This is a genomic window from Falsiphaeobacter marinintestinus, from assembly GCF_007923355.1.
Taxonomy (GTDB): Bacteria; Pseudomonadota; Alphaproteobacteria; order Rhodobacterales; family Rhodobacteraceae; genus Phaeobacter_A; species Phaeobacter_A marinintestinus.
Genome location: NZ_VOGO01000014.1, coordinates 62,944 through 77,563 on the forward strand (window position 1 = coordinate 62,944; position 14,620 = coordinate 77,563).

Consider the following 14,620-nt stretch of genomic DNA (forward strand, 5'->3'; position numbering starts at 1 on the left):
CGGAGCCGCCATGCGTCCTTGCCTTTTCGCCATTCTGATCTGTGCCTTTGCCAGCCCTGTACTGGCTTTGGAAATGGATGGCACCAGCAAATTCCAGATCGATGACACGACGCTGATCTATGATACCGAGATCACGATCGAAGGGGATGAAGCCGAAATCACCAACACGGACGTCGATCGCTTGCTCAAGCTTTTGCGCGGCAATCCGCAGATCACGCAACTTGAACTGAACAGCTCGGGTGGCAGCGTTTTTGCCGGGAATGAAATGGCGCGGATCGTCATCGATTTTGAATTGGATACGCTGGTGTCCGGCGAATGCAGCAGTTCATGCGTAACAATTTTTCTGGGGGGGACCTCGCGGCGGATGCTGCTGGGCTCAAAGATCGGGTTTCATCAAAGGCAATGGCCTGCTGACGCAATGGAATCGTACTACACGCGATGGAGCGACGACAGCGGCTGGAACACACCGTTCGATTTTGCATCCTGGGTGTACGAAGACACGCAATCGGAAATGCACACCGAACTGATGTACCTGATCGAACGCGGTGTCGATCCTGTGTTTGCCATCAAAACCAAAGGCGTGCTGAATGCAGATGAATGGTTCCCCAGTCGGCTGGAACTGACTCGCGCCGGTGTTCTTCGGGAATGACCCAGGGTTGACGCCTCGCGGCCCTTGCGGCACACGGACACCCTTGCAACTGATGGCCTTTTGAACATGTCCGACGATCCACAAGACACCAACGATCAGCACGCTTCTGGCGCGCCGTGGCGGAATTTCTATGGCCGGTTCAAGGGCAAGAAACTGAAGCCCAATCAGCAGACCTATATGAAAGAGGATCTCGCGGCGTTGTCGCCCGGTGCCGTCGACTGGGATGTGAACCCGGATCGTACGAAACTGGACCTGAATGAGAGATTTGGTGGAAAACCTGTCTGGCTTGAGATTGGCTTTGGCGGAGGTGAGCACCTGGTGCATCAGGCGGCGCGCAATCCCGACATCGGCATCATCGGGGCCGAACCCTATATCAACGGTGTTGCCATGCTGCTGGGCAAAATCCGGGCATCCGGCGTTCAGAACCTTGCGGTGCACCCCGGCGATGCGCGCGATCTGTTCGATGTGCTGCCTGCCCAATCCATTTCGCGCGCGTTTCTGCTGTATCCTGACCCGTGGCCAAAGAAACGCCACCATCGTCGCCGGTTCGTGACGCAAGAGCATCTGGAACCGTTGGCAGAGGTCTTGCAGCCCGGAGCCATTTTCCGCGTCGCGACCGACATCAAGGATTATGTGCGCCAGACGCTGGAAGAAGTGCCAAAAGCCGGTTTTGAATGGCTGGCCGAACGCCCGTCTGACTGGCGAGAGCCTTGGGATGACTGGATTTCGACCCGGTACGAGCAAAAGGCAATCCGTGAAGGACGGCCCCAACACTACCTGACATTCAGACGGCTTTGAGAAATCGGGAAATGAACGCATAATTGGGTCATTCGTTTAGAAAGGACTCAATTCATGGCCGATATTCGAATCACCAATTGCCATATTCATGTCTTTACCGACCAGCATGCACCGGTTGATTTCCCGTTTCCGGCTGCGCGTATTCTGCGCAAGTCCCCAATGCTGATCCTTGCCGTCGCCAGTCTTTTGCGCTTGCTTGGGCGCGAAAATCTGGCGGATCAGGTTGACCGACTTTATCAGTTTCAGCAGCAAGGCGCGCGTGGGTCGCAGGACGCAATCCTGAGGGACGTGAAAGAGCATTGTCCCGGCGATACCCGGTTCGTGGTTCTGCCGATGGAGATGAATGGTGCCGGGTATGGCGACGTTCCCATTTCACTGCGCGATCAGCATGATGATCTGGCGCGGCTCAGGCTGCACCCCGATCACCTTGGCACGGTTCTGCCCTTTGCCACCGTCGATCCGCGCGTGCCGGGCAGCGTCGAAGAATGCCTGCGCGCAATCACCGAACTGGGGTTTGCCGGGTTGAAAATCTATCCTCGGCTTGGTTTTGCCCCGGATCACCCAAGGCTGATGGAGGAGGTTTATCCTGTCCTTGCCGAACGCAATTTGCCGGTGATGACCCATTGTTCGCGCGGCGGCGTTCAGGGCCGCGATGTTGATGACTATCAGGCTGACGGTCTGACCCGCCCCGCCGCCTATCTGCCGGTGCTGCGCGCGTTTCCCGAAATGCGCATCTGTCTGGCGCATTTTGGCGGTGCCCGCGATTGGGAGGCTTACATGAACGCCAAACCAACCAGCGGCGGCGAAAACTGGATGACCCAGACCCGCGAGATGATTTGCTCGGGCGAATTCCCAAACCTCTGGACCGACATTTCCTATACCCTGTTCCGTTTCGCCGATTATGCCCCCATTTTGCGGTTGCTGTTGAAGGGCAACCTGGACAGCGACAAACGATTGCGCCGCCGGGTGCTGTTCGGGTCGGATTTCTATATGACGCGGCAAGAAAAGTTGAGCGAGCGGGCCGTGTGCATCCGGCTGCGCGACACATTGGGCGAGGCGCTTTTTCAGCAACTGGCCGAAACCAATCCGGCAATCTGGCTGGGAGAGGCATCCGAAGTCGACAGATCGCTCTGGACCAGTTTGGGGTGATTGGGTAGGGATCGGCTAACATTCCCTCAAGTAAGGAAACCGCGCGCATGTCTGGCCACGGCACCCCGATCCCGATGACCTCAACCCCTTGCGGGCCGCTGACCGGCGTGGCTGACGTGCCGGGGGACAAGTCGATTTCACATCGCTCGCTTATTCTGGGCGCGATGGCGGTGGGCGAAACCAGGATCACCGGCTTGCTGGAAGGCGAAGACGTGATCGACACGGCCAAAGCTATGCGCGCCTTTGGGGCCGAGGTGACGGACCATGGCGGAGGCAACTGGACAGTCAACGGCGTCGGTGTCGGCGGGTTTGCCGAACCCGACAACGTGATCGATTGCGGCAATTCGGGCACCGGCGTGCGTCTGATCATGGGCACCATGGCGACGTCTCCAATCACCGCGACGTTCACTGGCGATGCCAGCCTGAACAAACGCCCCATGGCCCGCGTCACTGATCCGATTGCGCTGTTTGGCGCGCAAGCCGTTGGGCGGTCCGGTGGACGTCTGCCGATGACGATTGTCGGTGCGGCGAACCCGGTGCCGGTGCGTTATGTCGTCCCGATGCCTTCGGCGCAGGTGAAATCTGCTGTGCTGCTGGCGGGCCTGAATGCGCCGGGCCAGACGGTTGTGATCGAAAAGGAAGCCACCCGTGATCATACCGAGCGGATGCTGGAAGGCTTTGGGGCCGAAATTTCGGTCGAAGACACGGATGAGGGCCGGGTTATCACCCTCACCGGGCGTCCCGAGCTGAAACCCCAAACCATCGCAGTACCGCGTGACCCGTCTTCAGCGGCGTTTCCGGTGTGCGCGGCGTTGATCACACCGGGATCGGATGTGTTGGTGCCGGGTATCGGGCTGAACCCAACCCGCGCTGGCCTGTTCACCACTCTGCGCGATATGGGCGCGGATCTGACCTATGAGAACGAGCGCGAAGAGGGCGGCGAACCCGTTGCAGATCTGCGCGCAAGGTTTTCGCCCAATATGAAGGGCATCGATGTGCCGCCCGAACGCGCAGCCAGCATGATCGACGAATACCCGGTGCTGTCTGTCGTGGCCGCCAATGCAACCGGCGTCACCATGATGCGCGAGGTCAAGGAATTGCGCGTGAAGGAAAGCGACCGGATCGACGCGATGGCCACCGGGCTGCGCGCCTGCGGTGTTGCGGTCGAAGACGGCCCCGACTGGTGGTCGGTCACGGGCCATGGTCCGGGCACCGTGACAGGTGGCGCGATCTGTGAAAGCCATCTGGATCACCGCATCGCCATGTCGTTCATGGTGCTGGGCATATCCACGAAACAGCCGGTGTCCGTCGATGATGGCGGCCCGATCGCCACATCCTTCCCGATCTTTGAGCCTTTGATGGCTAGTTTGGGCGCATCGGTGGAACGCAAAGCCGGATGATGCTGCGCCGGGCATACTGGTTTGTATTTGCTCTGACCTTGGCAGTTTATGCCACCATGCTGGGCTGGACCCTGCCGGCAATAACTGATGCGGCCGGTGGGCTGGCTCCGTTTGATATGCGTCTGGCGGGCTATACCCCTGACGACGCGCACGCCTTCTTGGGGGCGATCAGCGTGCAAGGGCGCGAGGTCTATCTTGGACCACAGCACGCTCTGGACCGCTTTTATCCCGCTTTGCTTGCCGTTGTGCTGGCCGGAGCGGTGTGGAGCCTGATCCCGTCACGCCCTTTGCGGCTGTTGCTTGTGGTTGCGGCCTTTGCCGGCGCCACTGCCGATTATGTCGAAAACGCCCGTGTTGCGGCTATGCTGACTACTTCTGGGACAGTTCCGGATGAGCTTATTCTGGCCGCAAGCCGCGCCACGGTTGCGAAATCGGCGCTGACAACCTTGGCGATGGTTGCGGTCATCTTAGGACTGCTGCGCGCCGCCTGGATCAAATGGATAACCCGATGACCGAGCCGTTTACTGTTGCCATTGATGGTCCTGCCGCTGCTGGAAAGGGCACCATATCGCGTGCAGTTGCTGATCATTTCGGGTTTGCGCATCTGGACACCGGGCTGCTTTACCGCGCAGTCGGGGCCCGGATGCTGGACGGTGTCGATCCTGTTACGGCGGCGATGGCATTGCAGGCGAATGATCTGCAAGCCCGCGACCTGCGCACAGCCGAGGTTGCACAAGCCGCCAGCAAAGTCGCCGTAATCCCCGAGGTGCGCGCCGCCCTGATCGATTTCCAGCGCGCCTTTGCCCGCCGTGCGGGCGGAGCCGTTCTGGACGGGCGCGATATCGGGACGGTAATCTGCCCGCAGGCCGAGGCCAAGCTATTTGTGACCGCCAGTGTCGAGGTGCGTGCCCAACGCCGGTATCAAGAACTTGTCGACAAAGGCACCGTCACGTCTTTTGAAACGGTACTGGCCGACGTGAAGGCCCGCGATGCCCGCGACAGTGGGCGTGTGACCGCGCCCATGACGGCTGCACAGGACGCGATTTTGATCGACACATCCGAACTCAGCATCGAACAGGCGGTTGCCACAGCCATCGCAGCTGTGAAAGACTGCCATTAACAGGTTAATGGAGGGTCCCATGCAAAAACGTGAACTCGGACGGGGCGGCACCCGGATTTCGCCCATCGGGATCGGCGCCATGTCGTTCACCAGCTTTTACGGGCCTACGAGTGTGGCGGAGAGCCACGCCATTCTGGACGTGGCGCGCGAGCTGGGTGTCAGCCATATCGACACCTCCAATGTCTATGGCATGGGCAAATCGGAAAACGCGATTGGCAGCTACCTTGCCGCAAACCCGGCTGCGCGGGACGATTTCACCATCGCGACCAAGGCCGGGATCGCCCGCGATTCTGACGGCAATCGGTACTACAATAATACCGCCGATTATTTTGAGGCCGAACTGGACGGGTCGCTTCAAAAGCTGGGCGTCGATTGCGTGGATTTGTTCTATGCGCACCGCCGTGATGCGGACATGCCCATCGAAGAGGCCGCCGGCAACCTTGCCCGGCTGGTAGAAAAAGGCAAAACCCGCGCCATCGGTTTCTCCGAGATTGCACCCTCCAGCCTGCGCCGCGCCGTAGCCGAACATCCCGTCGCTGCCGTTCAATCCGAATATTCGTTGTCTACGCGCGCGCCCGAACTTGGGCTGGTGCAGACATGCGCCGAACTGGGCACCGCGCTGGTCGCGTTTTCACCGGTAGGGCGGTCGTTGCTGACGGACAACCCGCTGCCTGCCGAGGCTATTGCGGATTTGCCGTTCCTGTCCGGAAACCCGCGGTTCATGGAGCCGAACTTCAGCGCCAACATAAAGATCACCGACGCATACCGAGCCCTTGCGGCCGATATGGGCGTCAGCACAGCGGCCCTGTCGATGGCATGGTTGCTGCATCAGGGCGACCATGTAATCCCGATCCCGGGCACTCGGTCAGTCAGCCATTTCCGCGAACTGGCTGCGGGTATGGATATAGCACTGAGTGCTGACGATCTTGCGGCAATCGAACAGGTGCTGCCGGTGGGTTGGGCGCATGGCGACCGATACAATGCTGATCAGTGGGTCGGCCCGGAACGGTTCTGCTAGGTCCGGGTACAGCTGCCAACGTTCCCGAAAACGAAAAGGGCCGTCGCCTGATTTGTCAGATGACGGCCTTGTCTATTCTATGGTCATAAACACATACAAAGTGCGTGCAGCTGTCAGGCGGTTCCCCGGACGGGTCGATTGTTGTCGATGTTGAACTTCATTCCATCCAACAGCTCTTCCAGATCAGGCCGCGCGGCGGGGCCATTGGAAATTTCGACAAGCATCAGCGTCCCATCTGGCCGAATTCCAAAAGCGCCGGGCTCAGCAAACAAACCGGTTGTTTCTGCCTCGGAAAGCGGTTCCGAAACGTAAAGACCAAGGGATCGCATCTGCGCTTCGGTCATGCCATGGCAAAGGTCAAAGTCCCACCCGAACTCTTCCTTGTCTGCCTGGGCTTTCTCTTTGGTATCGGCCGAGACAACCACGACATCCATCGCGTCAAGCCAAGCAGGCAATACGGCGTTAAGCTTGTTCAGAAACCGCTTGCACCGGGGGCAGTGCCGTCCGCGATATACAAACAACATAGTCCAGCGATCTTTGGGCTGGCCGACCGAAATCGATCTCTGGCAATCGGCGATGGGAAAGCTCAGCGTATCGACCGGCGCGCCGACCCGAGGTTTTGTTGCGGTCATGTGGTATCCTAACTGTGTTCACAAATCATCTTGCACGGGTGAGAGTTGGAAAAACCCCGACATCCACGCTTGTATAGCGGTCCATGTGGTAAGTCACAAAAGCAACGCGATCACGCGCTTTTCTTCTGCGCCTCGGTCTGTTCGTCATAAGCGGCGCGGGCGGTGTCGATGTTGGGCAGGTTGTCCAGCGCCCACATCCCGATGGCCTTAACCGGTTCGCGAAACGATTCACCCAGCGGGGTCAGCGCATATTCGACCTTGGGCGGAATTGTCGGATAATACGTGCGGCTGACCAGCCCGTCGCGTTCCAGTTCGCGCAAGGTCAGGCTGAGCATCCGTTGCGAAATCCCCAGATGGCGTTTCAATTCGTTGAACCGCAGCACGCCGTATTGCGCCAAGGATATCACGATCAGCACGCTCCACCGGTCGCCGACGCGCGACAGGACTTCGTTGATTCGTTTGCAATCGGGGCAGCTGGCGGTATCGGGCATGGTGGTTCCTGTTCTGTAACCGGGTCTCAGAAATGTGCCTTCTTGCGGCCATTTAAGTATCGCTTATATCTCCGGTTACAAATCTATACCACCTATTTGGCGATCTGCCTTGAAAGGACCACCGATGTCGCAAAGCACCCTGATGGAAAAGCTGAGCTGGCGCTATGCCACCAAGAAAATGGACCCCGAACAGGTCGTCCCGCAGGATAAGGTCGATCAGATCGTAGAGGCCGTTCGGATGGCTCCGACATCCAGCGGCACACAGCCGTTCGAACTGTTCGTGATCACCAACCCCGGTATTCGCGCCGAGATTCGCAAAGTGGCCTGGGATCAGTCGCCAATCACCGAAGGGTCGCATCTGCTGGTGTTTGCAGCATGGGACAATTATTCGGCTGATCGCATTGATGCCGTGACGGCGCAGATGACGGACGAGCGCGGTGAAATCCCGATGTTGAACCAGTATTACGACAACCTGAAGGCCAAGTATCTGCCGCGCGATGAAACCGTGAACCATGATCACGCGGCCCGTCAGGCCTATATCGCGCTGGGCTTTGCCCTTGCTGCGGCGGCAGAACTGGGCGTCGACAGCACCCCGATGGAAGGCTTCGACCCGGCCAAGGTCGACGAGATCCTGGGCCTGAAAGACCGTGGCCTGAGGTCGGTTCTGCTGTTGCCGCTTGGATATCGTCAGGCCGATGGCGATTGGCTGCTGCCGATGAAGAAGGTGCGCAAAGCCAGCGAAACCATGGTCACCTTGATTGACTAAATAGCACTGTTGCAGTCGCGCGGAGGACAAATCCCGCGCGACTGGTTTCTGTTGATTTTCGGCTTGCGTCCCATAGGTATTGTTATGTTATAACATTGCTTAATAAGGATGGAGAACACTATGGCGGCGGTTTGGGCCAAGGTCGAAAACCCTCAACGCGTATCACGAGACACTGGCCTTATAGTTCGGTGTCTCATCAGCAGGCTCGCCCGCCTGACCCAATGCGATCCGGGGATGCCCCGATAGCGGGGGTGGGGCTGATGACGATGCGGAACATAAAATCAGGTCTGCCGCGTCGGAGGCGGTTTGGGAATGCGATGCGAGACTACGACGCGCTTCCATCTGACTTGCGTCACTGGCTATCGTCGGCCAGCCTGCCGTGGAGCCCGGCCTCGGCCCTGCGGATCTGGTCGAAAGCTGGCGGGTCGTCTGACCCGTCGCAGGCAATCGAGCGCTTGAATGCGGTGGAAAAAACCATGTTGGACAAAGATCGTGGAATCTGGCGTTGCGGCTGAAATCCCTTGCTTTCCACGCAAACCGTGACTATACGGCCTCCGTCGACAAGGCGGGTAACGCCAATAAACATAAGAGACGAGCAGGGTCGGGGAATACCGGCCCTCTTTGTGTTATCGGACCGTCTGACCAACGAAATCTCGAAGACCGGCGGAGACAACCGCACGGCCAGTCAAACACTTGTAAAGGAAACCTGAGACCACATGGCTCAAAACGTATCAATGGAGGACTTCGAAGCCCTTCTGAATGAAAGCTTCGAAATGGACACACCGACCGAAGGGTCGGTTGTCAAAGGCAAGGTCATCGCAATCGAAGCGGGACAAGCCATCATCGACGTCGGCTATAAAATGGAAGGCCGCGTTGATCTGAAAGAATTCGCAAATCCTGGCGAAGCCCCTGATATCGCTGCTGGCGACGAGGTAGAAGTCTATCTGCGCTCAGCCGAAAACGCGCGTGGCGAAGCTGTCATCTCGCGCGAGATGGCCCGCCGCGAAGAAGCATGGGACCGCCTGGAAAAAGCATATGCCGACGACCAGCGTGTCGAAGGTGCGATCTTTGGCCGTGTCAAAGGTGGTTTCACCGTCGATCTGGGCGGCGCAGTTGCGTTCCTTCCCGGCTCGCAGGTCGATGTGCGCCCCGTGCGCGACGCTGGCCCGCTGATGGGGCTGAAGCAGCCGTTCCAGATTTTGAAAATGGACCGTCGCCGTGGCAACATCGTTGTATCGCGTCGTGCCATCCTTGAAGAATCACGTGCCGAACAGCGTGCCGAAGTTATCGGCAACCTGACCGAAGGTCAGGCAGTTGACGGTGTGGTCAAGAACATCACCGAATACGGTGCGTTTGTTGATCTGGGCGGCGTTGACGGGCTGTTGCACGTCACCGACATGGCATGGCGCCGTGTGAACCATCCTTCGGAAATCCTGTCGATCGGTGAAACCGTTAAGGTTCAGGTCATCAAGATCAACAAGGAAACCCACCGCATCAGCCTGGGCATGAAGCAGTTGCAGGAAGATCCGTGGGATCTGGTGGCCGTCAAGTACCCGCTGGCGTCGGTCCACAAGGGTCGCGTCACCAACATCACCGATTACGGCGCATTCGTCGAATTGGAAGCTGGTGTCGAAGGTCTGGTGCACGTTTCGGAAATGTCCTGGACCAAGAAAAACGTCCACCCTGGCAAGATCGTTTCGACCAGCCAGGAAGTCGACGTCATGGTGCTGGAAATCGATCCCGCCAAACGCCGCGTGTCGCTTGGTCTCAAGCAAACTCAGCGCAACCCGTGGGAAGTGTTCGCCGAAACCCATCCGATGGGCACCGAGGTCGAAGGCGAAGTCAAGAACATCACCGAATTCGGTCTGTTTGTTGGCCTGCCGGGGGATATCGACGGCATGGTTCACCTGTCCGACCTGTCATGGGACGAGCGCGGTGAAGACGCCATCCAGAACTATCGCAAGGGCGACATGGTCCATGCAGTGGTTTCGGAAGTCGACACCGACAAGGAACGCATCTCGCTGTCGATCAAGAACGTCGGTGGCGACAAGTTCGCTGAAGCCGTTGGTGGCGTGAAGCGTGGCTCGATCATCACCGTTGGCGTTACCGCGATCGAAGATGGCGGCATCGAGGTGGAATTCGAAGGCATGAAATCCTTCATCCGCCGTTCGGACCTCTCGCGCGACCGTGCAGAGCAGCGTCCTGAGCGTTTCTCGGTTGGCGATAAGGTCGACGTGCGGGTCACAAACGTGGACAGCAAAACACGCCGTCTGGGTCTGTCGATCAAAGCACGCGAGATCGCCGAAGAGAAGGAAGCCGTTCAGCAGTACGGTTCGTCCGACTCGGGTGCGTCGCTGGGCGACATCCTGGGCGCTGCCCTGAAAACGGGCGACGAATAAGCGTCGCGCCATCGAAACGAAGATTTGGAAAAGCCCCGTGCACTGCGCGGGGCTTTTTCTTTTGGCCGAATCATCGCCCCGTGTACAGGACGCAAAACGTTTCGCAGTTGCCTGCTATCGCGGCGCTGGCTGGGGGGCAGGGTCTAACCATCAAAAATTTTGGGGGTTCTCCGGCGGAAAACCCCCGATATTGATATTCTTTCTGTTTTAAGGAATTGATTTTGTTCCTATAGTCTTTGGAACTGTTGCTCGCCGCCTTGGCCTTGGGAGGGGTACACGCATGATCCGTTCGGAACTGATCCAGAAAATCGCCGACGAAAATCCTCACCTGTACCAGCGGGATGTCGAGCGCATTGTGAATACGGTCTTCGAAGAAGTGACCGACGCCATGGCGCGCGGCGACCGGGTGGAACTGCGCGGGTTCGGCGCGTTCTCGGTCAAACAGCGCGACGCGCGGATTGGTCGCAATCCCAGAACCGGCGAAACAGTGCATGTCGAAGAGAAGCATGTGCCGTTCTTCAAGACCGGTAAGTTGTTGCGAGACCGTCTGAACGGAAAGTAAATTGATGCGCTACATTCGCTATGCGTTCCTGGCAGCACTTGGGATCATTCTGATCTCGGTGTCACTGGCGAACCGTGAACTTGTCACTCTGAAACTTATGCCTGCTGATTTGGCCGGATTGGCTGGATTTAATTTCACCATCGCCATGCCATTGTTCGTGGTTGTTCTTGGCGGTATCGCGCTTGGGCTGGTAATCGGTTTCCTGTGGGAATGGATGCGCGAGCATCATCTGCGCCGCGAGGCCACGAAGAAAACCCGCGAAGTCCGCAAGCTGGAACGGGAAGTCTCACGCCTTAAGGATCAGAAGAACGAAGGCAAAGACGACGTTCTGGCGATCCTCGACGAAGCCAGCTGAGTCTGTGATGTCTTCCAAGGTCCAGGTGAAAATCTGTGGCTTGAGCACGGCTGCAGATATCGACGCTGCGGTTGGTGCCGGGGCTCGGTATTTCGGGTTTGTATTCTTCTCAAAATCCCCCCGAAACGTGTCGGTTGAAGACGCAAGGCCGTTGGCGCTGTTGGTGCCCGAGGGCATTTGCAAGGTTGCCCTCACCGTGAATGCCGATGATGCGTTCCTTGATCGCCTGACCGGATCCGTGGCGCTGGACATGCTGCAATTGCATGGCAGCGAATCGCCTGAACGGGTGGCCGAGGTTCGGTCGCGCTATGGCTTGCCTGTGATGAAAGCCGTGGGTGTTGCCGGGGCAGAGGATCTTGAAAACCTTGACCGGTACCTTGGCGTGGCCGACCAAATTTTGATCGATGCCAAACCGCCTAAAGGTGCTGCGCTTCCGGGCGGCAATGGCCTTGCCTTCGAGTGGCGCCTGATTGCCGGTCGACGCTGGCCGATCCCATGGATGCTTGCCGGGGGCCTGACACCCGCTAATGTCGGCGAGGCTATTCGATGCACGGGTGCGGTTCAGGTCGACGTCAGTTCAGGTGTCGAATCCGCTCCGGGTATCAAGGATGCTGCGAAAATTGCGGAATTTGTGCGCGCGACACAGGTGCCGAACTTACGAATTGCTTAAAACACCAAAGATACCGTCGGTGATCGATCTTTTGTCCCGGCCCCTGTAAGGAAACCAAATGAGCGGTCCAGATACACTTATCCTGCATGTCGGATACGGCAAAACCGGGAGCAGTGCGTTGCAGTCATCTTTTGCACTCAGCCAGCAGGCCCTCGAAGCTGCGGGGATCTATTATCCATCTTCCGAACGGACCGATGCGGCGCGTCAGGGGCAGATTACCAGCGGGAATGTTCCGGTCGACAAGGTGCTGCAGAAGTTCGATGAGGCTGCCGCCGAACGCCCCGGCGCCCGGGCTGTTCTGATGTCCAATGAAGGATTGTTTCAAGCCCTGCTGGCAAACGCGGGCTTGATCACCCAGCTCAAGCAACGCGGCGTGCGCACCAAGATCGTCCTCTACATCCGTGATCCGCTGAAGCATGCGATCTCTCTTTATGGTCAGGGTATCAAGCGTGGTGGCGAAACCGGGGATCTCGCCAATGCGGTGCTATCTTACCGGATGCCCCTGTTGGTGGGCCAGTTTCTGACGCGGATGGAACAGGTCGGCGCTGAAGTGTCGGTGTTGAATTACAGCCGGTGCAAAAAACAGCTGCTGTCCAGTTTCGCCAATGCCATCGGGGTGCCGGAAAGCGTGCTTGCGAAACCGCCGGTCGGTAACGTCAACCGATCTCTGACCCCAAGCGAATTGTTCGTTCAGCGGTGCTTTAACGAATTCTGGGGCGCCAGCAGCAGCAAGTTCGTGTCGGATGTACTGTGCAACAAACTGCCCGATCACAAGCCCGAGTCCCAGCCTTACATAAGTCGTGAGGTGTATCAGGCCTTCAAGGCCCAGATTCTGCCAATCTTGGCCGATCAAAATCGCCACCTTCCCCCTGAACAAGCCTATGTATTGGAAACCTATGAAGAGGTTTTTGGCGACGCGCCCAGTGATGAAGACCGGTTTTCGTTCACTGCAGATCAACTGAGGCTTTTGGTTCAATCCGTGTCGAATGAATTTCCTGATCATGCGGCGGTCGGGCCATTCGGGGAACTCGTAGCCAAGGCAAAGCCAGGTTACGCACTAACCCGGGAAGATATGATTGTTCTGCGCCAACTGCGCGGCACGCTAAAGCCCAACCGCCTTCCAGGGGCCCCAAAACCGAACCCGGGCGACCGGGGCCCGCGTCGTCCAAGGCCGGGTGGCCCGGGGCCGCGGGCTGGTGGCCCTATGCAGCGGGCGGCGGGACGCAACCGTCCGGGGCAATAGGACCGGTCGGTTGACCGTGTGAAATTCGCTGTGCTCTGCTTTACCCCGACCTAGTTTGCTCTTAAACGCAATGTGATCCTTCAGGAGGTTTCCATGGCCAACGACCTTTTTAATTCTTTCATGTCCGGCCCGGATGAAAACGGACGGTTCGGTATTTTTGGCGGGCGGTTCGTCAGTGAAACCCTGATGCCGCTAATCTTGGAGCTGCAAGAGGAATACGAAAAGGCCAAGACCGATCAGACCTTTTGGGACGAGATGAATGATCTCTGGACCCATTATGTCGGTCGCCCGTCGCCGCTGTATTTTGCGGAACGCCTGACGGAGCGTCTGGGCGGGGCAAAGGTTTATCTGAAGCGCGATGAACTGAATCACACCGGTGCTCACAAGATCAACAACGTGTTGGGCCAGATCATTCTGGCGCGCCGCATGGGCAAGACCCGGATCATCGCCGAAACCGGGGCTGGCCAACACGGTGTGGCAACCGCAACGGTTTGTGCCAAATTCGGGTTGAAGTGCATTGTCTACATGGGCGCGCATGACGTTCAGCGTCAGGCCCCGAACGTGTTCCGCATGCGCCTGCTGGGCGCCGAGGTGATTCCGGTCACCAGCGGGCGCGGCACGTTGAAAGACGCGATGAACGACGCGCTGCGCGACTGGGTCACCAATGTGCGCGACACGTTCTATTGCATCGGAACCGTGGCTGGTCCGCATCCCTATCCGGCTATGGTCCGCGACTTTCAGTCGATCATCGGCAAGGAAGCCAAGGAACAAATGATGGCCGCCGAAGGCCGTTTGCCGGACACTCTGATCGCTGCGATTGGTGGTGGATCGAACGCGATGGGTCTGTTTTATCCGTTTCTGGATGACAAATCGGTCAACATCATCGGGGTCGAAGCCGGTGGTCGCGGCGTGAACGAAAAGATGGAACATTGCGCCTCACTGACCGGCGGGCGTCCGGGCGTGTTGCATGGCAATCGCACCTATCTGTTGCAGGACGACGATGGCCAGATCCTCGAAGGCTATTCGATCTCGGCGGGTCTGGATTATCCGGGTATCGGGCCCGAACACTCATGGCTGCACGAAGTCGGTCGGGCGCAATATGTCTCGATCACCGACAAAGAAGCGCTTGAGGCGTTTCAGCTGAGTTGTGAGTGCGAAGGCATCATTCCCGCGCTCGAACCCTCGCATGCGCTGGCGCATGTAATGAAGATCGCGCCCGAGCTGCCGAAGGATCACCTTATCTGCATGAACATGTGTGGGCGCGGCGACAAAGACATCTTCACCGTGGCTAAGCACCTTGGGTTTGACATGTCAGATACCGAAGGGCGCACGGCCGACTGAAACCAAGATCCGCGTGTTCCTGATACC

The 14,620-nt window shown here is 58.2% G+C and carries 17 protein-coding genes; 15 read left to right on the forward strand and 2 right to left on the reverse strand.

The genetic code is table 11. The annotated features are described in order from the left end of the window. Positions 1-10: 10 nt before the first annotated feature. The 7 genes from FOY56_RS20910 to FOY56_RS20940 all read left to right on the forward strand — a co-directional run bounded on the left by FOY56_RS20910 (position 11) and on the right by FOY56_RS20940 (position 6,134). The gene (locus FOY56_RS20910; protein WP_246139553.1) at positions 11-649 is read left to right on the forward strand and encodes a COG3904 family protein; all 639 of its coding nucleotides are present in this window, start codon (positions 11-13) and stop codon (positions 647-649) included. 66 nt (positions 650-715) lie between these two features. Then, positions 716-1,447 (forward strand): tRNA (guanosine(46)-N7)-methyltransferase TrmB, encoded by a 732-nt coding sequence (gene trmB / locus FOY56_RS20915; protein WP_146348103.1) that lies wholly within the window; start codon positions 716-718, stop codon positions 1,445-1,447. Positions 1,448-1,501: 54 nt separating this feature from the next. Continuing rightward, positions 1,502-2,596 carry an amidohydrolase family protein gene (locus FOY56_RS20920; RefSeq protein ID WP_146348104.1) on the forward strand — a complete coding sequence of 365 codons (1,095 nt, stop codon included), beginning with the start codon at positions 1,502-1,504 and terminating at the stop codon, positions 2,594-2,596. 47 nt (positions 2,597-2,643) lie between these two features. Next, positions 2,644-3,996, forward strand: a complete 1,353-nt coding sequence (gene aroA, locus FOY56_RS20925; protein ID WP_146348105.1) for a 3-phosphoshikimate 1-carboxyvinyltransferase — start codon at positions 2,644-2,646, stop codon at positions 3,994-3,996. Then, positions 3,993-4,508 (forward strand): hypothetical protein, encoded by a 516-nt coding sequence (locus FOY56_RS20930; RefSeq protein WP_146348106.1) that lies wholly within the window; start codon positions 3,993-3,995, stop codon positions 4,506-4,508. The genes aroA and FOY56_RS20930 overlap by 4 nt, the downstream gene beginning before the upstream one ends. Beyond that, positions 4,505-5,116, forward strand: a complete 612-nt coding sequence (cmk, locus tag FOY56_RS20935; protein ID WP_146348107.1) for a (d)CMP kinase — start codon at positions 4,505-4,507, stop codon at positions 5,114-5,116. The genes FOY56_RS20930 and cmk overlap by 4 nt, the downstream gene beginning before the upstream one ends. A gap of 19 nt (positions 5,117-5,135) precedes the next feature. After that, positions 5,136-6,134, forward strand: a complete 999-nt coding sequence (locus FOY56_RS20940) for an aldo/keto reductase (RefSeq protein ID WP_146348108.1) — start codon at positions 5,136-5,138, stop codon at positions 6,132-6,134. A gap of 113 nt (positions 6,135-6,247) precedes the next feature. Here FOY56_RS20940 and FOY56_RS20945 read toward each other — a convergent pair whose 3' ends face one another. Both FOY56_RS20945 and FOY56_RS20950 read right to left on the reverse strand, forming a co-directional pair. Continuing rightward, positions 6,248-6,766 carry a redoxin domain-containing protein gene (locus FOY56_RS20945; protein WP_146348109.1) on the reverse strand — a complete coding sequence of 173 codons (519 nt, stop codon included), beginning with the start codon at positions 6,764-6,766 and terminating at the stop codon, positions 6,248-6,250. A 110-nt stretch (positions 6,767-6,876) separates the two neighbouring features. After that, complete coding sequence (locus FOY56_RS20950; protein WP_146348110.1) at positions 6,877-7,257, reverse strand: winged helix-turn-helix transcriptional regulator; 381 nt, start codon at positions 7,255-7,257, stop codon at positions 6,877-6,879. A gap of 124 nt (positions 7,258-7,381) precedes the next feature. Between FOY56_RS20950 and FOY56_RS20955 the strand changes: the two genes are divergently transcribed. The 8 genes from FOY56_RS20955 to trpB all read left to right on the forward strand — a co-directional run bounded on the left by FOY56_RS20955 (position 7,382) and on the right by trpB (position 14,593). Then, a complete protein-coding gene (locus FOY56_RS20955) occupies positions 7,382-8,023 on the forward strand; it encodes a nitroreductase family protein (protein ID WP_146348111.1) in 642 nt (213 codons plus the stop codon). 266 nt (positions 8,024-8,289) lie between these two features. Next, on the forward strand, positions 8,290-8,538 hold the full coding sequence (locus FOY56_RS20960) for a DUF6525 family protein (protein WP_222435015.1): 249 nt from the start codon (positions 8,290-8,292) through the stop codon (positions 8,536-8,538). 201 nt (positions 8,539-8,739) lie between these two features. Next, positions 8,740-10,422: a 30S ribosomal protein S1 gene (gene rpsA / locus FOY56_RS20965; protein WP_146348113.1), complete on the forward strand. Its 1,683-nt coding sequence runs from the start codon at positions 8,740-8,742 to the stop codon at positions 10,420-10,422. A gap of 280 nt (positions 10,423-10,702) precedes the next feature. Beyond that, the gene (ihfB, locus tag FOY56_RS20970; protein WP_113825123.1) at positions 10,703-10,984 is read left to right on the forward strand and encodes an integration host factor subunit beta; all 282 of its coding nucleotides are present in this window, start codon (positions 10,703-10,705) and stop codon (positions 10,982-10,984) included. Positions 10,985-10,988: 4 nt separating this feature from the next. Then, on the forward strand, positions 10,989-11,339 hold the full coding sequence (locus FOY56_RS20975; protein WP_146348134.1) for a lipopolysaccharide assembly protein LapA domain-containing protein: 351 nt from the start codon (positions 10,989-10,991) through the stop codon (positions 11,337-11,339). Positions 11,340-11,346: 7 nt separating this feature from the next. Beyond that, positions 11,347-12,009 (forward strand): phosphoribosylanthranilate isomerase, encoded by a 663-nt coding sequence (locus FOY56_RS20980; protein WP_146348114.1) that lies wholly within the window; start codon positions 11,347-11,349, stop codon positions 12,007-12,009. Positions 12,010-12,067: 58 nt separating this feature from the next. Continuing rightward, positions 12,068-13,252 (forward strand): hypothetical protein, encoded by a 1,185-nt coding sequence (locus tag FOY56_RS20985; RefSeq protein ID WP_146348115.1) that lies wholly within the window; start codon positions 12,068-12,070, stop codon positions 13,250-13,252. A gap of 93 nt (positions 13,253-13,345) precedes the next feature. Beyond that, entirely contained in the window at positions 13,346-14,593 is a 1,248-nt protein-coding gene (gene trpB, locus FOY56_RS20990; RefSeq protein WP_146348116.1) for a tryptophan synthase subunit beta, read from the forward strand. The last annotated feature ends 27 nt before the right edge of the window (positions 14,594-14,620 follow it).